This window comes from Tuberibacillus sp. Marseille-P3662 (assembly GCF_900178005.1).
Lineage (GTDB): Bacteria > Bacillota > Bacilli > Bacillales > Sporolactobacillaceae > Marseille-P3662.
In genome coordinates, this window is the sequence record NZ_FXBS01000004.1 from 488,713 (window position 1) to 510,569 (window position 21,857).

General features: G+C 42.8%; 22 protein-coding genes and 2 rRNA genes. 9 read left to right on the forward strand and 15 right to left on the reverse strand.

Annotation, left to right across the window (positions count from 1 at the left end; translation table 11 throughout):
• Positions 1-10: 10 nt before the first annotated feature.
• Positions 11-1,528, forward strand: a complete 1,518-nt coding sequence (locus B9Y89_RS05950) for a succinate CoA transferase (protein WP_085522306.1) — start codon at positions 11-13, stop codon at positions 1,526-1,528.
• A gap of 360 nt (positions 1,529-1,888) precedes the next feature.
• On the opposite strand, the gene B9Y89_RS05955 is transcribed toward B9Y89_RS05950, so the two are convergent.
• From B9Y89_RS05955 to yhfH, 6 genes are all read right to left on the reverse strand, one after another.
• Positions 1,889-2,677 carry an MPN domain-containing protein gene (locus tag B9Y89_RS05955; RefSeq protein ID WP_085522307.1) on the reverse strand — a complete coding sequence of 263 codons (789 nt, stop codon included), beginning with the start codon at positions 2,675-2,677 and terminating at the stop codon, positions 1,889-1,891.
• A 167-nt stretch (positions 2,678-2,844) separates the two neighbouring features.
• Positions 2,845-2,994: a small, acid-soluble spore protein, SspJ family gene (locus B9Y89_RS18740; RefSeq protein WP_139822734.1), complete on the reverse strand. Its 150-nt coding sequence runs from the start codon at positions 2,992-2,994 to the stop codon at positions 2,845-2,847.
• Between the two features lie 116 nt (positions 2,995-3,110).
• Positions 3,111-4,307 carry an MFS transporter gene (locus B9Y89_RS05960; protein WP_217807177.1) on the reverse strand — a complete coding sequence of 399 codons (1,197 nt, stop codon included), beginning with the start codon at positions 4,305-4,307 and terminating at the stop codon, positions 3,111-3,113.
• A gap of 75 nt (positions 4,308-4,382) precedes the next feature.
• Positions 4,383-4,784, reverse strand: coding sequence for a MarR family winged helix-turn-helix transcriptional regulator (locus B9Y89_RS05965; protein ID WP_085522309.1), 402 nt, complete (start codon positions 4,782-4,784; stop codon positions 4,383-4,385).
• Positions 4,785-5,035: 251 nt separating this feature from the next.
• The gene (locus B9Y89_RS05970; RefSeq protein WP_085522310.1) at positions 5,036-5,968 is read right to left on the reverse strand and encodes a D-2-hydroxyacid dehydrogenase; all 933 of its coding nucleotides are present in this window, start codon (positions 5,966-5,968) and stop codon (positions 5,036-5,038) included.
• Positions 5,969-6,172: 204 nt separating this feature from the next.
• Entirely contained in the window at positions 6,173-6,307 is a 135-nt protein-coding gene (yhfH, locus tag B9Y89_RS05975; protein WP_176222125.1) for a protein YhfH, read from the reverse strand.
• A gap of 408 nt (positions 6,308-6,715) precedes the next feature.
• On the opposite strand from yhfH, the gene B9Y89_RS05980 reads away from it, so the two are divergent.
• Positions 6,716-7,360 carry a YczE/YyaS/YitT family protein gene (locus B9Y89_RS05980; RefSeq protein ID WP_085522311.1) on the forward strand — a complete coding sequence of 215 codons (645 nt, stop codon included), beginning with the start codon at positions 6,716-6,718 and terminating at the stop codon, positions 7,358-7,360.
• An 82-nt stretch (positions 7,361-7,442) separates the two neighbouring features.
• Here the strand turns inward: B9Y89_RS05980 and B9Y89_RS05985 are convergent, their stop codons facing one another.
• From B9Y89_RS05985 to B9Y89_RS05995, 3 genes are all read right to left on the reverse strand, one after another.
• Positions 7,443-9,626, reverse strand: coding sequence for a beta-N-acetylhexosaminidase family protein (locus B9Y89_RS05985; RefSeq protein ID WP_441351462.1), 2,184 nt, complete (start codon positions 9,624-9,626; stop codon positions 7,443-7,445).
• Positions 9,627-9,891: 265 nt separating this feature from the next.
• The gene (locus tag B9Y89_RS05990) at positions 9,892-11,187 is read right to left on the reverse strand and encodes a M20 family metallo-hydrolase (RefSeq protein WP_085522312.1); all 1,296 of its coding nucleotides are present in this window, start codon (positions 11,185-11,187) and stop codon (positions 9,892-9,894) included.
• A gap of 286 nt (positions 11,188-11,473) precedes the next feature.
• On the reverse strand, positions 11,474-12,145 hold the full coding sequence (locus B9Y89_RS05995; protein ID WP_085522313.1) for a DUF3889 domain-containing protein: 672 nt from the start codon (positions 12,143-12,145) through the stop codon (positions 11,474-11,476).
• Between the two features lie 181 nt (positions 12,146-12,326).
• Between B9Y89_RS05995 and B9Y89_RS19320 the strand changes: the two genes are divergently transcribed.
• Positions 12,327-12,662 carry a CsbD family protein gene (locus B9Y89_RS19320; RefSeq protein ID WP_254901192.1) on the forward strand — a complete coding sequence of 112 codons (336 nt, stop codon included), beginning with the start codon at positions 12,327-12,329 and terminating at the stop codon, positions 12,660-12,662.
• Positions 12,663-12,703: 41 nt separating this feature from the next.
• Here the strand turns inward: B9Y89_RS19320 and B9Y89_RS06005 are convergent, their stop codons facing one another.
• On the reverse strand, positions 12,704-13,495 hold the full coding sequence (locus tag B9Y89_RS06005) for a VLRF1 family aeRF1-type release factor (RefSeq protein WP_085522314.1): 792 nt from the start codon (positions 13,493-13,495) through the stop codon (positions 12,704-12,706).
• Positions 13,496-13,647: 152 nt separating this feature from the next.
• Between B9Y89_RS06005 and B9Y89_RS06010 the strand changes: the two genes are divergently transcribed.
• Genes B9Y89_RS06010 through B9Y89_RS06020 form a run of 3 tightly spaced genes read left to right on the forward strand, consistent with a single transcriptional unit; the run spans position 13,648 to position 14,878 of the window.
• Positions 13,648-14,223, forward strand: coding sequence for a TetR/AcrR family transcriptional regulator (locus tag B9Y89_RS06010; protein ID WP_085522315.1), 576 nt, complete (start codon positions 13,648-13,650; stop codon positions 14,221-14,223).
• Positions 14,220-14,582 (forward strand): DMT family transporter, encoded by a 363-nt coding sequence (locus B9Y89_RS06015; RefSeq protein ID WP_085522316.1) that lies wholly within the window; start codon positions 14,220-14,222, stop codon positions 14,580-14,582. Before B9Y89_RS06010 ends, B9Y89_RS06015 begins: the two co-directional genes overlap by 4 nt.
• Entirely contained in the window at positions 14,564-14,878 is a 315-nt protein-coding gene (locus B9Y89_RS06020) for a DMT family transporter (RefSeq protein ID WP_085522317.1), read from the forward strand. Before B9Y89_RS06015 ends, B9Y89_RS06020 begins: the two co-directional genes overlap by 19 nt.
• A gap of 78 nt (positions 14,879-14,956) precedes the next feature.
• Here the strand turns inward: B9Y89_RS06020 and B9Y89_RS06025 are convergent, their stop codons facing one another.
• The gene (locus tag B9Y89_RS06025) at positions 14,957-15,340 is read right to left on the reverse strand and encodes a DoxX family protein (RefSeq protein WP_085522318.1); all 384 of its coding nucleotides are present in this window, start codon (positions 15,338-15,340) and stop codon (positions 14,957-14,959) included.
• A 123-nt stretch (positions 15,341-15,463) separates the two neighbouring features.
• The gene (locus B9Y89_RS06030) at positions 15,464-17,137 is read right to left on the reverse strand and encodes an aryl-sulfate sulfotransferase (RefSeq protein WP_085522319.1); all 1,674 of its coding nucleotides are present in this window, start codon (positions 17,135-17,137) and stop codon (positions 15,464-15,466) included.
• 217 nt (positions 17,138-17,354) lie between these two features.
• Between B9Y89_RS06030 and B9Y89_RS18980 the strand changes: the two genes are divergently transcribed.
• Both B9Y89_RS18980 and B9Y89_RS18985 read left to right on the forward strand, forming a co-directional pair.
• Positions 17,355-18,149: a hypothetical protein gene (locus B9Y89_RS18980; protein WP_176222126.1), complete on the forward strand. Its 795-nt coding sequence runs from the start codon at positions 17,355-17,357 to the stop codon at positions 18,147-18,149.
• 4 nt (positions 18,150-18,153) lie between these two features.
• A complete protein-coding gene (locus B9Y89_RS18985; RefSeq protein WP_176222127.1) occupies positions 18,154-18,633 on the forward strand; it encodes a hypothetical protein in 480 nt (159 codons plus the stop codon).
• 505 nt (positions 18,634-19,138) lie between these two features.
• Here B9Y89_RS18985 and B9Y89_RS06040 read toward each other — a convergent pair.
• Positions 19,139-20,404 (reverse strand): cytochrome P450, encoded by a 1,266-nt coding sequence (locus tag B9Y89_RS06040; protein WP_085522320.1) that lies wholly within the window; start codon positions 20,402-20,404, stop codon positions 19,139-19,141.
• Between the two features lie 646 nt (positions 20,405-21,050).
• On the opposite strand from B9Y89_RS06040, the gene B9Y89_RS06045 reads away from it, so the two are divergent.
• Entirely contained in the window at positions 21,051-21,236 is a 186-nt protein-coding gene (locus tag B9Y89_RS06045) for a small acid-soluble spore protein H (RefSeq protein ID WP_085522321.1), read from the forward strand.
• 171 nt (positions 21,237-21,407) lie between these two features.
• On the opposite strand, the gene rrf is transcribed toward B9Y89_RS06045, so the two are convergent.
• Both rrf and B9Y89_RS06055 read right to left on the reverse strand, forming a co-directional pair.
• Positions 21,408-21,523: ribosomal RNA gene (gene rrf, locus B9Y89_RS06050) — 5S ribosomal RNA — on the reverse strand.
• Positions 21,524-21,693: 170 nt separating this feature from the next.
• Positions 21,694-21,857: ribosomal RNA gene (locus B9Y89_RS06055) — 23S ribosomal RNA — on the reverse strand; the annotation flags it as partial.

Here is a 21,857-nt window from a genome sequence, read left to right on the forward strand (position 1 = left end):
GGTGTTGACAATGGAACACAATATATACAATCTTGTGCGGGACCCACGTTTACAGCACCGCATTGTTTCCGATAAAACAGCAGCATCATGGATTCAAGACGGGATGACTCTTGGACTAAGCGGCTTCACCCGAGCTGGAGATGCTAAAGCTGTTCCGTCGGCTCTCGTGGAAAGAGCGAAACATGAGCACCTAAAAGTCAATGTATACACTGGGGCTTCCCTCGGTTCTGATATCGACAGACTCATGGCTGAGACCGGTATGATCCACAAACGACTCCCCTTTCAGGCAGATGCAACGATGCGTCAAGAAATTAACAATGGGGATATATTTTTTGTTGATCAACATTTATCACACACCGCCGAATCGATACGCCAAGATGCACTGAACCCCGTAGATGTTGCCATTGTGGAAGCGGTGTCAATTACAGAAGACGGGCTCATTATTCCGTCAACATCGGTCGGAAATTCATCCATATTTGCAGAAAAGGCCGAGTCCATTATTGTTGAATTAAATATGGCCCAACCTAACGCATTAGAAGGCATCCATGATATATATGAATTAGGTAAGCAAGGAACACGTGAGCCCATACCACTCACCAACATTGATGACCGCCTAGGATCCATTGGCATTCATGTTGATATTGATAAAATAAAAGGCATTGTCATTACCCATCAGAAGGATTCCCCTTCAACAATTGGACCCGCAGATGAAGAAACGACGGCCATGGCCCATCATTTGATTGACTTTTTACGTAGAGAAAATCAACTTGGGCGTCTCCCCAACAACCTTGCCCCGTTACAGTCCGGCATTGGTTCAGTGGCCAACGCCGTCTTCAGCGGTCTTTTAGACTCAGAATTCACCGACCTTGAGGTATACTCTGAAGTGTTGCAGGATAGCGTATTTGACCTTCTTGATGCCGGAAAAGTCCGCTTTGCTTCAGGTTGCTCGATCACTTTATCTGAATCTAAAATTGATGAGGTTTTCACAAACTTGGAGCGTTATCGTGACCGTCTCATGTTACGTCCTCAGGAAATTTCAAATCACCCAGAAATCATCCGCCGATTGGGACTGATTGCGATCAACACGTCTTTGGAGGTTGATATTTACGGTCAAGTGAATTCAACACATGTCCTTGGAACCCGGATGATGAACGGCATTGGTGGGTCAGGTGACTTCACCCGCAATTCGAGGCTGGCTATCTTTGTCACCAAATCAATCGCGAAAAATGGCCATATCTCAAGTGTCGTGCCATTTGTTTCCCATGTTGATCATACTGAACATGATGTTGACGTGATTGTGACTGAACAAGGCTATGCTGACCTACGAGGGTTAGCACCCAAAGAACGTGTCCCACTAATCATTGAACATTGTGCGCATCCGATGTACCGGGAACAACTTTATGCCTACTACTATGAAGCAAATGAAAAAGGCGGGCAAACACCCCACCTCCTTGAAAAAGCCTTCTCTTGGCACACCCAATTTGCCGAAAGAGGTACGATGCTTGACCCCACTTTTCAACCCTCATAATCTTAGGCTCTTTTCGTATGGATTGTTTTTTTTAAAATTGGACTTATAACAGCTAAAAATCGAAAATCGTTGATTGGAGCGGAAGGTTCGTCGAGATTCGGAACACTTAAACTTAGTGTGTTCCTCAGCGCAGCTTACTCAAGATGTCTTGCTAGAGTCCTGCGGGAACAGCGGGACAGGTGAGACCCCACAGGCGCAGAGCGCCGAGGAGGCTCACCGCCCGCCCCGCGGAAAGCGAGCATCCTGGAGCGAAAATTAACTTCCCCCCCCCCCAATTAGCAACACAGTTTACGAAAACAGCCTTTATAAAACAGCAACGCCATGGCCAATGCCTTGGCGTTAGCCCCCTCTAACTATCCATTATCCCTTTATGTTCTTTAACTTATGTAAAGCGTATTCTGACGCTTGACACTCTTCAACTGGCCACTCATCCCTTGATTGAGCAGTGGCATCTCCCGGCTGCTCCATATCTTCGGTGATAAAGGTATTTAGGTGACTGTAGCCATCTTGGGTACGCATAAGAGTATCGGCTTCAGTCGAGAATACATCAATATCTTGCAACGTTGCCCCGTTATAGTAGTAGCAACGAATAACAAACTGATATTTTTGAAATGAACCATGGATACTAACCACTCTTCTGTCTAAAGGACGCCCATCCGGCATCGCATCACTCGCCGTGTCGTCCCGGTAAGAAAATTCGTAGGCCGGCCCATCTCGATATTCCAATCGCAGTGGCTGTTCTACTTGCTGATTTCGCGACAGACCAATGATCAGAAGATAGGGCTCATTGATATAACCCGCACTTAGCACATCACCATTACTTGGATTCGCCGCTTCGCCAAATAATTCATCGTATGGATGGCTGTGGTACATGCCCATACACTGAGACGTTGATATCAATTTTCTGGCAGATTGAACAGCGTGGGCTACGGAACAATCCGGGAATACAGACGCTTCCGTCCGCGCCAGCACATTACCCATTGGAAAAACATAATCAATGTCCGGCATCCCCTTTCGCTCTTTGCCAAATAACAACCCATTTGTCTCTGAGTGAATCTGTTGATTTGTCTGCGGAAAAAACTGAATGGCATCCAATAAAATTGTTGAAAACGTATGATCGCTGAGTCTTACACTATTTGAAACACTCATAGGTACACCTCAATCCATTATACTAACTGCGTCATTCACCATTTCACAAATATTGCTATGATGAGGTAAGATTTGAAAACTTAAGTCCGCTCTTATTATACAAGAACAGCTGGCCCCAATAGTGGCCAACTGTTCCAAATCCATGTTTTCCCTTTAAAAAACGTGCATTAAGTGTTTTTCTTATTCTTCTTAACGGCCTCTTGCAGTTCATCATCACTTGGCAATGCGTTCTCGGCTTCATTCAGCATCTCTTGCTTTGCCTGTTCATTCCCTTTTGCTTTTTTCTCATTGTTTTGTTTCGAATGAAATAGGTCCATAAAAATATCCCTCCTTCATATATATATTTTTCCTGCTTTTGTTTATTTATATGTAAAAAAAAAGCGGATGGCTTTGATGCCAATCCGCCCATAAGTTGCTTTTGGAGTCATGAATGTTAACTAATGTCTTTCATGTAATTTCTTCCGGAAAAGAGAACAATCATCCCGATTAAAACAGCGCACGCCCCAAAGAAGAACGGTGTTTCCGGGTTATACCACTCAGAAAGCTTGCCCGCTAGCCATGGAGCAATAGATCCGCCAGCAAATCGAACAAAGCTATATGCTGATGAGGCGACTGAGCGATCGACTGGGGAAACCTCCATGACCGCTGTTGTGACCAGTGTGTTATTAATACCGAGGAAGGCTCCAATGATAATGACACAAGCGATGAGCGTGGCTTGGGAATTAATGCCCAATCCCATTATCGCTAACGTCGCTGCAATTAAAAATAATATGACATACATCGTCTTTTGAGTTCCGAAGCGTTTTTCAAGTTTGGGTGCAATAAAGATCGATGTAATCGCCAGAAAAATACCCCAAAAGAAAAATACATAGCCAATTCCGTGTTCACTAAGACCCAGCACATAAGGGGAATAAGCTAAGAGTGTAAAGAAGCCAAAATTGTAAAGAAGAGCCATGATCCCCATTGATAAAAGACCGCGGTGACCTAGGGCTTTAATTGGATCAAGAATGGAACTCTTTTGTTTTGGCTTTTCCACATCACTAAGCAGGACAAAGACACCGATAAATCCAATGGTCATGAGAATAGCTACACCGAAAAACGGCCCGCGCCAACTGATCGCACCAAGCCAGCCGCCGACTAAGGGGCCGACCGATAAGCCCAGGCCAAGGGCGGCTTCGTAAAGAATAATGGCGCTTGCGGTTCCGCCACTGGCAACACTGACAATAACGGCGAGGGCTGTTGATATGAACAATGCGTTACCTAAGCCCCACCCTGCGCGGAAGCCAACTAACTGATCTACCGTTCCTGAGAGACCACCAAGTGCTGAAAAAATAACGATTATAATAAGTCCAAGAAGCAACGTTGGTTTTGGACCAATCCGGCTTGACAGCCAGCCTGTGACAAGCATCATCACACCGGTGACGAGCATATAACTTGTAAATAGCAAATTCACCTGAGCCGGCGTTGCATTCAGTTGTTCACCGATGGCCGGTAAAATCGGATCCACTAATCCGAGTCCCATAAAAGCGACAACACAAGCAAAAGCAACAGCCCATGCCGCCTTTGGCTGTTTGAAAACACGTTTCAACGAATGATCATCGTGTTCAACTGTTTCAACAGCCTCTTCCATTTGTTCTCCATCTACTGGCATAAGATCACCCCTATCCAAGTTTTTAGTTACATATCAGGTTAATAACATCTAACATTAATCGAGCATTTTCCTGCACAACCGCAGCAATTCCGCCGTTTCTTCAGATGTAAGTTTGCCAAAATATCTTTCAACCGCAACATCCCTTGACTCTGAAAAACGATCAACCAATGTTTGACCTTGGTCTGTCAGGACAAGATGAACCACACGTCGATCTTCTTCAGAACGCTCTCGAGCCACGTAATTGTCCTTAATCATGCGATTCGCTAGGGCTGTAGCACCGCTGTAGCTAATGCCGACTTCATCAGCCAACTCGGACATCTTCAGCGGTCCCTTTTTACGTAGCGCACGCAGCAAACCTAATTGGGGACCGACTAAATTAAAGTTCCATTCCTTTCGCACACTCTTGGTCACCTGCTGTATCAATTCGACAAACGGTATCATGTCTTTATTGTCCATTAAGAGCTCCCCTCATAAAAAACAACTGATATTAATACTATATGAATATTTCACCCATGTAAACTATTTGAGTTAATTAACTATTATTCTGACATTTTTTAGTGGCCGCACATAAGAAAAACCGTCAATAAGATGACGGTTTGACATAACCTGGATCACGGCTCAATTGTTTGCTGAAATAGCGCAATTAATAACCAAAAGAGCGCAATTCCTTGTAAAAGAAGCGCAATTGTACGTTGATAAAGCGCAAATCAGTATCCCTTACGAATATCAACTTGATTTTCTAACGATTTTCCTGCTTCAATATCTTTCAGTGTATCGACAAAACAATCAGCAGCCTCATCCGGCGTTGTTACGGCTGAAATATGAGGGGTCATGGACACATCGTCTCGCGTCCAAAGCGGACTATCCGCAGGTAAGGGTTCCGAAGCAAAGACATCTAGAACCGCTTGACTAACATTGTCTTGATCTAAGCCATCCACGAGAGCCTCGGTTTCAACCGATCCCCCTCTACCAACATTGATAAACATCGCTTGCTGTAATTGATTGAAAAAGGTTTGATTGAACATGCGGTGCGTCTCTGCGGTTAATGGCAAAGTATTGATAACAACATCCGCCGAGCCGAGAATGTCTCCTTCACGCCCCACCGCATACACATCTTTAAAATAGTCCTTTGATCGCCCGCCAAGCGATACACCATAAGTGTCCGCGCCCAGCATTGACAAGGTTTTGGCCACCTCTTGGCCAATCTCGCCCGTTCCATAGACCACAATGGTTTGATCCTCGATAAGTCCTGGTGTAACCGGATCCCAGCTTTTATTATGCTGATCTTGCCTGAAGCGTTCATGATTCTGCAGGCATCTTAATATGTAACTCAAGCAATATTCAGCGATCCTTTTTCCGAACGAGCAAATGGTTCGCGTCATTAACACATCATCTGGCCATGTCTGATTGAAAAGGAAGGCATCTACACCTGCGCCAAGTACATGAACCCACTTAAGCTGCGCCACATCAAAATTTGGCGCAGGTTTAAAAGAAACAAAGGCATCGGTCCAAGCCATATCATCAGACGTCACTTCCTCTTTGGATTTGAACCGGACCTCTTTTCCAGGTAAACGCCCTTCTAGTAAACGTTCCAGCTCTTCAAAGTTCTGATCCGTAATTAATAGATGATTAATGTCCATAGCGGCACCTCTTTTTATGAATCTTTCACTCTCTTTCTAATCCCCAAGTCTGGGAGGTCATTAAAGCAACAAAAGCTTTGAATGACGGATAAGGCAACTTTCTTAGAATTAAATAACAAAAATCAGTATTATTCAACCATACCCATTTAAAAAGAGGGCTGTCCCTATTGAGACAGCCCTCTTCAAAAACCGACATTTTCCACATCATTCTCTCGTTTGCTTGCAATGGTCGCATTGTGTCAAATAGGACTCACATTGCTCTTCGATCTGATTCCCGCAATCAGCACAAACTTTCGGCGGCAAGTTTCTGTAAAACTCAGTAATCGTTTGTTTGGCCATGACAATCCCTCCAAAAGAATGATTTGTAAAACGCATCACTAACCCCTGTGTTAAACAACAACATAATTTATTTTGATATTATTATATAACAGATAATTTAGAATGTGAACACTGTATTTGAACTTTTTCGGTTTTGAGTCTTTGGTCTTCCCATTGTTATACAACACAGCACTTATGTTGGATGGTTCTTTATCGGAAACGGATTCATTAAACCAAATTTTGCAACTTCTGATAATGTCCTTTTGTTATTAAAAAAATTAATATATAATCATTTAATGGCAAATAAATTGATATATATTCATATGATGGATTATAATTAATATATCGTTATATTTCTCTATATATCGGACAAATACTTGCAAATTTACGCTTATAAATAAATCGTGAATGAGGAAAGGGGGAAGACCGATGTCCTTGTCTTACCTTTACAGATGTGCATTGTATCTATTAGGCATGGTGATTAATTTCTTAGGTGTTGCCTTAATTGTCAAGTCCGCTATGGGTGCAGGATTTTGGGCTGCTTTGTTTACCGGAATGTCGCAACACTTCGGTTTGACAGTCGGGATTTGGTATGGTTCATTCCAATTTGTCTTCATATTTGTGAACAGTTATCTGTTACGGAGACGTCCCGAATATGGAGCGATTATTCCTTTAGTTTTAGAAGGGATCATTCTTGATTTTTGGTTAGAAAAGGCCTTTAAGAATATCCACTTAACGGCTGATCCTTTATATGTCAAACTGGCCGTTTTGGCATTAGGAGTTGTATGTGTGGGCTTAGGCGTTGCGATCTATATCGTGCCAGGTTTTCCAAGGGCTCCGGTTGACCAACTTTTTCTCGCCTTCAGCGAGCGGTTTAATTGGAGTATCGGGGTTTCACAAACCGTTGTCGCTGTTATGGTCGCTGGTGCAGCCTTTTTAATTGGAGGACCTGTAGGCATTGGCACTGCTGTTGTGACTTTTTCATTAGGGACCGTCATTCAGTTTTGGCATAAGAGGCTTGCATTTTTAAATCGGCTTTGTTTTCCACAAGACATGTGGTATTCTGCCCATTAACTAAAGGAATGCGGGAGGATGGTCCCCGGACCACCCTAGAAAAAGCTGACCCTGATTAATATGGGTCAGCTTTTTTATGCATTTATTCAGCGCTCATAACGAGGACCTGTCCATCCTTAATTTGAACCTCTGCACCGATCAACGCATGATCCTTCAGCCAATCACTATCGTGAATGCTTAAGACATAGCCGTTATCGGGAATTGGTGAATTGTTGCCGCCCCGTTCAACGACCTGACCGTCCACCACTGTCACTTCATAACCATATATATTGGTTCCGGTTGTGTCTCCCTGTTCCGGCGTATATTGAATCAGCTCCCCTGCCCCGCGTGATGTATTCACACCATCCAGCGGTCTTGAAACAGCTGTCTGTCCGTATAATGCTTTGGTGAGAAACGGCCGGATCACATATTCACCAACTTTTTGCGAAAGAGCGTCAGCCTGTGTCATTAAAGCCTTAATTTTAGTTTTATACTGTTCGACTTTGTCTGTTTTGCCCGCTTCTTCTGCCATTAATGATTTCACGGCGACAACACCTGCTTGACTATATAGGTCAAGCTTTTTTAAATAAGGATCAATTTCTTCAAGGAATGGCTTATTTTCCATCTTGTTTCGAAGACGTTCTGGAACAGTTTGTAAATACTTAAATTCAGCTATTAACTTTTCTGCAGCTTGGTCGGCTTCTTTTGTCTCTAAAGCTTGATTGAAGTTTTCAATTAACGGCGTAAGCGTCAAAGATTCCTTATCATTAATTGGAGAGGAGTAGGCATTTTCGGCAAAAGCCTTTAACGCCTCAGCCGCATCACCGCCAAATGATTGAAGACTACGCTCCCATGATGCTTGCGGGTCATAGTTATTAGGATTCCAAGCGTAATCAGCGATTGTGTACAACGGTATCTTAGAGGCCTCTGCTTCATTCATCGGATTCGATGTCAAGCCCATAACCCCATGATCCGCCAAATCTTGATCTCGTTTGACTAGTGGCCCAAGGAATAAGCGGTTACGGTCATAGTCATTGACCGGATAGTTATCCCAGAGCAACAAATCATGTTGAAAGATATTTGCAACCTTTTCCGCACCTTCAGAAGTGACTTTTTCGGGAACAACAGCTGGGCCTGTCCACATGACAATCGTGTCGTCATTGACTGACTTAGCAAACTGCTCCCGATAAGCAGTCGAATCATTGCCGGCATAACCTGTTGGCACCGTGATTAACCGCTCAGCACCTTCATGAGTCTGAATAAATGCCTTGTTAAAACGATTTAACAAATAAGCCTGCGCTGCAGCCGTTGGATTCGACTTATCGCCAAATTTAGCCTTATCTTGATCACAGTGAAAATCATAACTAATATCGTCTAGAAAAATAGCGTAGGAACGGACGCCAAGGTCCCACACCGCCTGCATCTTGTCCATGAGCAATTTGAAATCTTGATCGCCTGAATAACAAACCGTATTGCCTGGAGAAAGCGCAAATGTGAAGTTCACATGATTATCTTTGGCTTTCTGAACCAATTCTTCTAGTTGACCTAGCTTATCTTCCGGATACGGTTCACGCCATTTGTCTCTGTGATAGGGATCATCTTTTGGCGCATAAATGTAGGTATTCATTTTATTTTCACTGTAAAATGCTATTTGGGACAAACGGTCTTCATGGGACCACGGTGCACCGTAAAAGCCTTCAATCGAGCCACGGATCGGCATTTCCGGCCAATCCCGAATCTCAACGGCTGGTACCCAGTCACGTCCCGTTTTTTCCTTAATTAGCTGCTCGAACGTTTGCGCGGCATAAAACGTTCCAGTCTTGTCCTTACCAGCAAGAACGATTTGTTTTTTGCCGTTGTGCCCTGATGCTAGAACATAGCCTTCTTCCTTTAATTGCGACGGGCCATCTACACCCAGTTGTTGCAATACATGCGAAGTGTCTTGATTTTCTGAAGGGCCGCCGATCCAAATTGTCACTGGCGTATTCGGCACTGCGTCTTTAGTGCTTTTGCGAACAATGCGCTTGACGTCGGCCCCTTTTAATGCCTGCACGACTTTCTGAACAGCCGCCTCATCCGTGTCTTCACCGATAACCAATCCCACGACAGGAGTTAACGGAAATCCTCTCCCCATCTTCTTCATGACTTGAGGTGATGGATTAATGCCTAATTTGTTTCCCTTTGCATCATCTTTTGCAAAGGCACTGTTTGTGCCCATCACCATTGGCATGAGTAATGATAACACCAGACAGAATACCAAAGTTTGACGTGTTAACAAACATATCACCCTCTTCTAATTTGATAGAGTCTCCCATCCAACTATGAAAACCCTTACAAATAAAACTAGCAACGAACTGTCTATTTGTCTATACCACTTTGGATCTAGATAAGAAGCCTTAGATTCGTAGACAACGGCCGATACTGCAAGAAAGTGGGCTGCTGTCCCAAAGTATTATTGACTCCTGAGACAGCCCTTCCCACATTCTTTTTATAGTAAAATATTCAGTTTATTCTTTCTTTTTCCCTTCTCTTTGGATGAAATGTTTCCTAACTCATTCACTTGTCAGTTGTTCCAGAGCATGCTTTAAGACATGAACGACCGAGACGCAATCACTCAGTGACGACCACTCTTCCGGATGATGACTTATGCCATCTTTACTGCGAACAAACAGCATGGCAATGGGAATATGACGCCCGACAATCAGTGCATCATGCCCGGCACCGCTTGGAAGCAGGATAGGATTAAAATCATTGTCTCTTGCCGCTTGGCACATCACTTCCTGCATATCTTCACTGATGGGTACAGGCGTTACCTTTGTTGTGATTTCATGATCAATCTTGATGTTATGTTTTTCAGCAATAGCCTCTGCATGCTCCACGACAAGATCGACAAGCTTGTCTCTTGTTGCTTCATTAATATCTCGAACATCCACGTAAAATTCAATTTCACCTGGGATGACATTCACACCGTTAGGCGAAACGTTAAACTTGCCGACCGTTGCGACAGCGGAATCACTAACTTGACTAGGAAGTGATGGAACTTGAAAGACAAGCTCACTTGCCGCGACCAGAGCATCATGACGGTCGTCCATCGGTGTATTCCCAGCATGTCCGGCTGATCCTTGAAAATGAAACTTGATCCAGCACGGACCAGCAATGCCTGTGACAACACCGACCGGTTCATCCACTGCTTCTAGCCGCTTCCCCTGTTCGATATGAACTTCCACAAAGGCTTTAATATTATTAAAATCTGCTTTCGCATTTGACAAATGGTCGATCGAAAGTCCATCACTCTCAAACACTTTCGGCGCAGGAAGCCCCTCAAAGTCATTTAATAACTTAAGAGATTCAACGTCGACAGCTCCTGTAAAAGCTTCACTTCCTGTAAGACCTTTATTAAACCTCGCCCCTTCTTCATCCGAAAAAATCGCCACTTCAAATGGGGAGAATGGCTGATAACCTGTTTCGTTCCAGGCTTCAACCACTTCTAAGGCAGCGAGAACACCAAGTGTACCATCGAAGTGACCACCATTTGGCACCGTATCAACATGTGAACCGGACATAACGGTTGGCCCGGCATCTTTTTGCCCAGCCAATCGCCCAAACACATTGCCTGCCTCATCTTCTCTCACCTGTAGACCTGCTTCTTTCATCCACTGTGTGACGAGTCCTTTTGCTTTCCGTTCCTCCGACGAAAAACCAATCCGATGTGAACCGCCTTCCGCTGTTAACCCAATTTCAAATAGCTGAGACAACCTTGATGCCAGCCTTTCACCACTGACCCCAGAATGGCTGAGCGCTTTGTCAAAGCCATCGATTAATTGATTTTCAAATTGATGATGCGACATGATCTGAATGCCTCCCTGATACTTCTATTGATATGTCGTTGACACTTCTTCACTAAATAATATCATAACTGCCAATAGAGACGGATGCTCATTTCATCCTCATCATACCGATCTTTGTCTACTAGTTTTTACCTTTGATCCTTTAAATTCCACTTATGCTCCTTATTTTAAATGAATGGATCTCTAACTTAAAATTTATGTTCCCTTGTGACAATGATCTCCCCTTAGTTCGTTGATGGCACTAAAAAACCCCCACAGCTATCGCAGTTGCAGGGGGCTTTAAAGTTCAAACTTCCTTCAAATCAAAAGAAACAATTCGGTTGGTGTTCGGATTATAGACCACATTACCTCGGACTGTTATTTTTTCTTGCGGTGACTGCAAAATATAGTCATAGGTTTCCTGCGTTTGCGTCGGAGATATTTGCGTTTTCCCGACCGTTTGATAATCCGTTATATTATAATTTGGATAGGCCGTCTGCGTCACTTCTAATAAATATTTCCCCCACTTTTGCTGCTCAACCTCAGGTGAGGCCGTAATCTCAACATTTATAACGCCCACATCTGGGCTGGTTCCCAGGGCCTCAAATGCTTCACGATGAAGGTTGATTCGATTGGCTGGATAACCTTGCACACGATCAACGACCGTGACCAGCACATCCCTTTGCGTGGAAAGATTCTTAACCTTAAGCGTCTCCCCACACTGATAAGATGTATTTTCGCCAACGGCAACAGTCATATAGTGATTATCCGACCAAGGGATGCCGCATGCTGTAACTTGTCCGCCCTCTGTCCAAGTCGCCTGGCCCCGCACCGGTTGTTGACGCATCATGTTGTAGTATGGATAGGGTTGGTAACTTCTAGGAACATGATAATAAGGCTGCGGAACATAAGGCATACCTTGCTGCGGACCATTGACATACGGATGAACATGTTGCATATAAAAGTCATTCGAATACATCGTCTTCCTCCTTCTAATGCCTTTTTGTTGACATCGATCTTTTCCATAGCATATGCCTGCAAAAGGTTGACCCGTGACAGGAATCACACGATATGTTTCAGAATATAGCCTCCTTGGGAAATCGACATACTAGACACCCATAATAATGATAAACACAGATCCTTAAAAAGGAGAGTTAACAATGAGCCAAGACGACCTAACAGCGAAGGGCAAGCAGATCAAAGGTGAAATTAAGAAACAATGGGGAAAATTGACGAATGATACAGCAAAAACAGAGGAGGGAAAAGAAGACCAACGCCAGGGTAGAAGAAAGGAACAAGACACAGAGGAGAATGATCAGTCCCTCAACAAGGATCGTATCAAAGGTATGGGCAAGCAGATCAAAGGTGAAGCTCAAAAACAATGGGGAAAATACACCGGTGATAATGATAAAGCGGCAAAAGGTGAGAAAGATAAAATCGCGGGTAAAGCCCAAGAAAAATACGGAGAAATCAATGACAAATCCAAAAATCAATAAAAGCTCTAAAAAGTGTACCTGGATATTCCAGGTACACTTTTTTAATCCAGAACGGCATCTAGAATTTTATCTGCATTCCGATTCAATAAATTGCGGGAAATGATTTTATCCACCTCTTTGTTGAAATAAGATTTTAAGGCTTTGACTTCATCTCTTTCACCGACAAGATAGATTTTTTCCCAGTTACTGCTATCAGCCTTTCGTTCAACTTCAGAAACCAGATTTTTGAACCAGCGTTGTTGATGAGCCTCTACACGTTCATCATACTCATCCTTTTTACTGCCACCTTCCGTGATGTCATCTCCTTGTGGACCCTGATGCTCCCGCCAATCGTCGGTGTTTAGATCCAATGTGTAATGAGTTTGCTCCTCTAATACTCCCATTTCCGTTTCAAGAACAGCCGCCTCATCTTTTTGAATGAGGACAATGCCCATGTAAGGATAAGTTTTCTCCAATGCTTGAAGCTGGTCCAGTACAGGATAAGTCTCCCAGTGAAAGGCTGTCTCAACAGGCACTTGCAAGGTTTTCATGAACCATATATTTTCGTCAGCGGTGGTCATTAACACGAGACCCCGCAGTAACTCTCGCTCATTTCCGTATACAATATCTTCAACCTTCTTTATAATCTCCTTGGCTTGATCCATTTCCTTTTGTGAGCCGCTTTTCTTAGCCTTTTCCTCCAAGTTCTTCAAACCATTTTTAAGATGAATTTTCCATTCCCCTTTTTGCTGCTCAGGGCTTTTTCGATCCGTATTTAAATACATAGTCAATACCTTCTTAGGTTCTTCAACATTCACTTTCATTAGCTCGTTGATATCTTTTTTAAGTGACACCATGAGCCTCCTTTAATTGAACTAGCTTTTCCTTTCACAAGGTCATTTCCCTTCTCAAAGGATGGCAACACGTTACATTTCTATTACAACATTGCCATAGAAAAGAATGGTTGATACAATCAACCTAACGAACGGTAGGAAGGTGATGAAAAATGGGTGCTGAAAATATTATGGTGATAGCACTAAAGCATTTTGCTCAAAATGGCTATGATGGAACATCCCTGTCTGCCATCGCCGCGGACGTCGGTATTAAAAAACCTTCCATCTATGCTCATTTCAAAAGTAAAGAAGCTTTGTTCTTATCCATTTTAAATAAGACGGCTGATCGAGAATATCAATGGATGAGCCATTATCTATCTAAAGAGCCTTACATGAACTTCCGTGATCGACTCTATCAATTGTTACAAGATTTAATGGATCGTTATAAGCACGACGATCACCTACAGTTTTGGTTAAGGGTGGTTTTCTTTCCTCCCGCTGCTTTGTATGAACAGGTCATGCAACGTCTATACAACTATCTTGATCAATGTGAACAGCTCATCACAAAGATCTTCGAACGTGAAGGTTTGATCAATGTTGCTCCTGGTGAGGCTAGCATTGCTTTTATGGGCATCCTTGACAGCTTGTTCGTAGAATTACTATACGGCGGACCAGATCGAGCTGAGCGGAGAGTCCAAGCATCATGGAAGATATTCTGGAGGGGCATTAAAGGAGGGGATGGATCATGAATCGTCTATGGGTTCTCGTTGTCATCGCAGCTGTTTTCGAAGTCGTATGGGTTTCTGGATTTAAATACGCCGATGATTGGCTGACCTGGAGTATGACTGCCATCGGCATTATCGTTAGTTCAATTGCCCTATTCAAACCGGTCAAGGCTCTGCCGGCTAGCACAGTTTATGCTGTCTTTGTAGGTTTGGGTACAGCTGGAACCGTCATTATTGAAATGGTGTTGTTTAATGAAGCTTTCCGTTGGCTAAAGATTTTATTTATCATGACACTATTAGTAGGCATTATTGGATTAAAAACGATCACGGATGATAAAACGTCTATGGATAAGGAGCATGAATCATGGCGTGGCTCACATTAATCATTGCAGGTTGTTGTGAAATGGTCGGTGTGACCGCATTAGAGAAGATAAGCCGTAAAGTGTCATGGCGTTCCGTTGGTCTTTTAGCCACTGGTTTTATTTGTAGTTTTTCATTATTAAAATTAGCCATGAACACCATCCCCATGAGTACAGCTTATGCTGTTTGGTCAGGAATTGGGACAGCTGGCAGTGCGCTTTTAGGCATGATCATCTACAATGAATCCAAGTCACTCCGTCGTGTTGTTTGTATTTCACTGATTGTGTTATCCGTTGTCGGTCTGAAATTAGTGTCTTAGCATAAAGATAGCGTCAGAGGGCGCTGTCCTTCCCATATAAAAAGCGTATCTTCTCCTTCGAAGATACGCTCATCATACTTATCCAATCGCGTAAGCACCTGGGCCGATCATACCCACACCAAGCGCAACCGCAATCAAGATCAATTGAAATTCAAATCCACCTTCACTATAATAACCGTTCTTTCCGTGAACCTTCAAGATAGCGACAAGCATCGTTATTATAATAAGAGCCGCGCCCAGCCAAGTGAATAGACCTATAGCGAACAGCAATCCGCCGATCAATTCTGCAAGGCCGGCGAGGACAGCCATAGGAAATCCTGGTTTGATCCCCATTGAGTCAAAAGCGCCTCCGGTTGCTTTGGGGCCGTGACCACCGAACCAACCAAACAATTTTTGTGCGCCATGACCAGCAAAACTAAGGCCAACGATCAGACGAATAATCAATAAACCCAAATTTATCATAAAATGATTCCTCCTACTTATTATTTGGCAACTAAGATAGGATAATACGATACCACTTCATGCGTCAATATTTAGGCATTAATCAGGCCATAAGTCTTATAAGATCTTACATGAACGCCTCATTTATTCTTTCTGCCCTAATTCAAAATGCCACTTTTGTTCTGGATATAAAGATAAACGATGAGCACGATAAGCTTGTCTATGACTACCTGATTCAAAGCCTGAAATGATGAGTTCATAAATGACTTTAGCGGGATCTTGATCATTTGTTTCAACAATTCGGCTGTTCATACCGTTATCAACGTCAATATATCCGGATGTAATCAAACGATTGCCTGTCTCAGCCAAAACATCAGCATCCCCAACGATCGTTGAGAAGAATTCCTCTCCCCGGTTTTCTCCGTAGGACCACACTTCTTTCACTGTATTTTCTTTCTCATTAATTCTGTATTGCACAGCTCGACTATAGTTGCCACTTAGGAAGTCATTTCCCCTTGTAATCACATTGTTATTATCGAAAAGAATAATATCCGTTGTATCGTCATTATTGTCTTGATCCGGCAGCGTCTTAACCGCGTGCTGGCCACCTGGATACTTTAAATGGCCTTTGGATTCTAACAAATAAGGCTTGTAGGCATCCGGCCATTTTTCCGGGGATGATAAAATCCACTGAATCTCCCCCTTTGGATAAGACAGCTTCATGACAAGATCTTGATTTCGGCTGGAAACAAGAATGCTATGATCCGTTTCATCAAACCAGATCGCATTTTGATGGAACCAATCTCCTTCATCTGCGCCTTCACCATTATAATCCTCGTAGAATGATTCGGGTAAAATATCTCTAAAATCAAAGGATCTTACCGTTTCCCCTGTTTGTCTATCAATTTCAACCATCTTATCTTCAATGTACGCTGAGTCTGTGTCGTGCGTCGTTGCCAGCAAGTTGCCATTCGGAAGTTCAACAACATCATGGTGAAGGATATCTGTACTGTCGTAATCACCTAAATGAATGAGGTAGGAGCGAGATACTTTCCCTAACATATCCATCTCTAACAATTCATTGTATTTGTCTTGCCCCTCTTCCTTTGTAATATATAATAGATGTCCGTTGTCCAATCGTCTAAAAATGTGAGAATTCCACAGCGTCGAATACCAGCGAACATCTGCATGGTCATCAACAGCATAAGCGTAACGTGAACTCGTCGTAATGAAAGTTAAACCTTTTTCCATTTTTTCAGTATCCGCTTTGATAAGATCCGTGGTTAAAAAATCATCTGGAAGGGGTTCAGTTTGTATGTGTAATTGTGTTGTTTGTGTCTCCCCATCTTGATTCGTCGCTTCTACAGTAACCGTATTTTTATAATCTGGATATAATCCTAGAACAGGGAGCTGGTGTTCTGTCTTATATTTCGTAAACGTTTTTGTGATATCACTATTGTTATCCTTACCCTCAACGGTCAAGCTAACCTTCATCGGTTCGTCCGTCTGAAACATAACTAACGCTGTAAGAGGCGCAGCGTCGTAAGGATCCAAGGTAATAAAAGGATTTTTAAAAGAATGGGCCTTTTTATGATAGCTTGTTAATAGCTTTTGCTCCATTTGTTTTTGTTGATTGATACGACTGACATCAGACGTCGATATTTGTTTAACATCTGACTTTGATTTTTGATCAAAATGTACGTCTTTTGCTTCAACATTAGGTTCCGGCTGACCAATCGTTTGCTCCGTGTTAAACGCGAACAATCCGATAAGTATGACAGCAACAATAACGCCATATATCATGATGTTTCTTTTCATAGTTATCTCCTTAATTGCCGATCATGGCAATAATATAATGATAGATTCCACCTAGAACTATAGTAGCAAATTGCTATTGTCTTGTCGACAAAATTCGAGTTCAACAAAGTATGTCACCAGAGGCAATATACGTTTGCATATCAACCCAAAATGAAGGAATATTAAGCCTGCAATAATGGGCACAATACAATATAAACGATAAAAATGGGGGATTTCTTTGCAAACTCACACTAACACAGATCGTGCACGGCGATATAAAGCCTATGTTAGTGCATTAGGCACCACGCAAATTCATTTAAGAAATCCCTATATCGTCGCCTGGTGGTCGGCTGCTTTTCCCGGCCTCGGACACCTGCTTTTATCCAAGTACCTTAGAGGATTTATTCTATTCATATGGGAAATTGTTGTTAATGTCAATTCTAAGCTTAATTTAGCCATGGTCTATACTTTTGGAGGGCAGTTTGAACAGGCCAAGGAAGCACTGGAACCAAGGTGGATGCTACTTTATATCCCTGTCTATTTTTATGGCATATGGGACAGTTACCGGACAACAGTGGATATGAATAAAATCTACATACTGGCCGATCGGGAAAATGCAAACTTTATCAATTTCCAAATCACGTCATTGGAAATCAATTATTTAGATAAAAGGAAGCCTTGGATAGCTGTCATGTGGTCTTTTTTCATGCCAGGGGCAGGGCAATTATACATCCACAGAATTGTGGTCACCTTTTTCATTGTTGCTTGGACGGTTATCATCATCTATTATTCACATTTTCTTGAAGGAGTCCATTATCTTATTTTAGGTCATCTTCATGATGCTAATGTTGTATTGAATAAAGAATGGTTATTGTTTTTACCTTCCATCTACTTTTTCAGTATTTATAATGCCTATGTGAACACAGTTGAGAATAATAAACTGTTCGACAATGAACAAAACAATTTCTTAAAAAAGAAATACCAGCACCGAGATTTTCATTTACCATTACACCTTGTTAAACGGGAGAGGTGATAACATGTATATTATGGCTACCTTTGACCATTCCATCTATGTCGAATTAGCCCTTTCAGACTTGGAACACCGACAAAATATCCCCAAAGAAAATATTCTGGCTGTTCCACTTGATAAAAGAATGGAACAGAAGCAGTTGATTGATTCGATTCATCGAGCAGACGGGGTTAGCTTATTTGATTTAGGAGCTGCCTTAGCAACTGGTTTTGGGGTTATTGGGGCAAGCGTAGGATTCCAGCTTGAATGGGGACCGATTATCTGGGGCATTACTGCCGCTGTGATCGGTTTTATTTTAGGTTTTTTAATCAAACTCATATTCATTGGAACCCAACATCAATACCAGAAAAATCCTAAAAACAAGACATCTGAACTCATTGTTATTATCCATTGTTATAACAACCAGATTGAAAGAATTGAAAAAACGCTTTGGGATAATCTTGCTCTAGGTGTTGCCATTCTCGACAATGAATGGCAAAGTACATAGATCAGCCGAATGACGTTTAACAATATTTTTTAAATTAAGAACAGGAGGATGATGACAGTGCACTTAAAAAATAAGTTCGGACGCTATGCACATAAAGATATCAGACATCTGCTCTTTAAAATTTCGGTCATACAAACCATTATCTCGTTGGTGTTCGGGCAATATGTTATTTGCGGATCAAGCATTATATTAAGGGGAAGCTAATGCAATAACCCAAGGGACATTTAATTCAAATAATCAAATAAGGCTGGGACAGAAGTATATGAATCACAGAATCATCCGAACGTGTTGATGAATCCGTTCGGATGATTTGTTGAAAATCGTTATTCCTGTCATCGCTTCGTCAAAATCCTTCGCTTGCCGCGGGCACGGCCTCAGCTAACTTGGTCAAGAAAACCCCTTGAAGCTGACGCTTAGAACTTGCTTTCATATCTTATAGTTCAGGCTTCCTGAGTATCCTGTTTTAGATTGGTCCCAGTCTCATTCTTGTCTTTATAATGGATGATCATGAATGCTTTCGCCTTACGTTCCCAATGACAAATCGGCTTTCTGGAATCGATGGCATTCGAACCATACTGAAGCTCAAATCCTGATCAGGCACATCGTAATTTACCTGTTGTGTCAAAAAGTCTAGGCTCTCCTTCATTACTTTGACTGTTACCCACTCGCCAGCACACCGATGCCCCATATCATAATCACCACCGCCTTGCGGAATGAAGTCAAAGGGACTGCCCTTCCAATGACTAAACCGTTCGGGATGGAATTGATCAGGCTCCTCCCACAGACTTGGATCGTGATTGGTACCGTATAGATCAAGCAACACTAGCGTCCCTTTCTTAAAACGGTGCTGCCTCCAAATGAAACCTTTGCGTACACGCGCTCCTATAAACGGACCAAATGGATAGTAACGGCGGACTTCTTGGACAAACATTTGACTATAATCAGTCTCATCCGCTTCTAATTTCTTCTGTTCCTCCGGATGTTCGTGCAACGCCAATGCGCCAAAAGTAATATATCGACCAATAGCAACAATCGGTCTTAATATATTAATGAGTTCGATTGCCGCCATTTTGCTATTAAGAAGTTTTCCGTTCAGGTCACGGTGCCATGACATCGCATACAGCGCTGTCTTTTCAGCTGGATTAAGCTTACCTGCACGAACTTGTTGAATGATGGCTTTGACCCACTTATTTGTTCTGGCACGTGCCCGTCTTCCGCGCCAATGTCTTGGACCCACAGCTCCGAAGGCATCCACCAACGCCCCAAGATCATCTGCCCGCTTAGTGACTTCCTTCTCCTCTAACGGTACACCAGCCCAATGGCATGCCGTCCGACACATAATTTCTTGTGTTTCTTTGAAAAAAACAACCCTATCCTTGTTCATCCATTGAGAGATCGCTTCTTCCCATTTTTCTCTAGTGATATCAGTCAGTCCTTGCAGGCGCTCAGAGGTCATGAGTGACATAAATAACGCCTTGCGATGCTTATGTGCCTCTTCATCCATTGTTTGTATGGCACCTTTTCCAAACAATGTTTTTTGTATTCTCTTGGGAACGGCTCCCTTTCGCTTGAACCGATCATTGTCATAAAAAGTCCGAGCCGCTTCCGCTCCGCTCATGCAAATGGTCCTTTGCCCACCCATCAAACGCGTTTGAAAGATATCTGTTCCGTAGCGGCGGCATCTATTTTGGATAAACAGGTAACCCTCAGACATAAGAGCAAGACTGTTATCCAAGACTTTTTCGCGGGGAATTTTGCTGTTCGAGGTCATACGTTTAACTCCTTTTAACTTTTTAACCAGCAGCCTCATTCGAAAAAGAACATCATCAAGCTCTATTCTTATACCGGTTCCAGCGTTTTATACTTTGAATGAATGTTTGGTGCAAAAGAATATCGATAAGCGCTGGTGCAAATCTTATAAATAGAGTCAATTTCATAAATGCTTATATTCATCATTGATCCGAACATTCGAACGGTCTAATGTATTAATGTTTGTCAATTCAGCGCGTTAACATCGTTGATTGGAACGGCAGGCGGCGACTCCTGCGGGAATAGCATGAGTCTTGAGACCCCGCAATGCGATCAAGGATGATCAGCTCATGTAAGGAGGTTCAGCTTAAATAAAGAGGTTCAGCTAAAAACGTCACGTCCTGTGACAACGCTGAACTGACCCGCGTCCTGCGGGCCTACGTCCTGTGACAACGCTGATCCTACCCACATCAATCCACCCCAAAAAGCCATAAATTGCTTTTCGGGGGACCCCGGGTGTGGGCATGAGGCTCAAGCCATGCTCGCGGAAAGCGTCCGCCTAGAGTGGAAATCAACAGGCCAAGCACACTGACAAATGTTTGGGTTTTCTGCTTTAGTCTTGAATGATGACATTGACTCATAAGATAATAAAAAGGAGGTTACCATCATTGCATAAACGGCGAGCACAAGAAATTTCCGCGTCCCCAAATATGGCTAATGTCTCTTACAATGAGACCCCTATCTATATACAACATGTCGATGAAAAGAATGAAACAGCGAGAATATATCCCTTAGATGATCCAGAAAATGAACATGACGTTTCGTTAAACGAGTTAAAGGAAGATTATCGATAACCTTTTTTGAACAAACAATAATATTTAAGTTAGGGAACATTTCAGTAAAAATAAGGAACAAAAAGGGGAGGAAAAGGCAGCTTTCTTAGAACTAAGTAACAAAAGTCGATGATCATCGATCATATAAAAAAGGGGTTGTCCCAAAATGGAACAACCCCTTAACTGTATTTTGCCTGGCGGCGTCCTACTCTCACAGGAGCAAAGCCCCAATTACCATCGGCGCTGAAGAGCTTAACGACCGTGTTCGGGATGGGAACGGGTGTGACCTCTTCGCCATCACCACCAGACTTAGGTCGATAGAATGTCGGTCAGTTCGACGCTATCATAAAACGTTCGAACATCTCATTTCCTTGCTATAATGTCACATTGTAAATATGACTAACAATCGACCATTACTATTTATCTGTCAAAGCTTGCGCCTTGAGAACTAGAAACGAAAGTAGAAACGCATCTCTTTTAGGATAAGCCCTCGACCGATTAGTATCCGTCAGCTCCACGTGTCACCACGCGTCCACACCGGACCTATCAACCTCATCATCTCTAAGGGGTCTTACTGGCCTAACGCCATGGGAAATCTCATCTTGAGGGGGGCTTCATGCTTAGATGCTTTCAGCACTTATC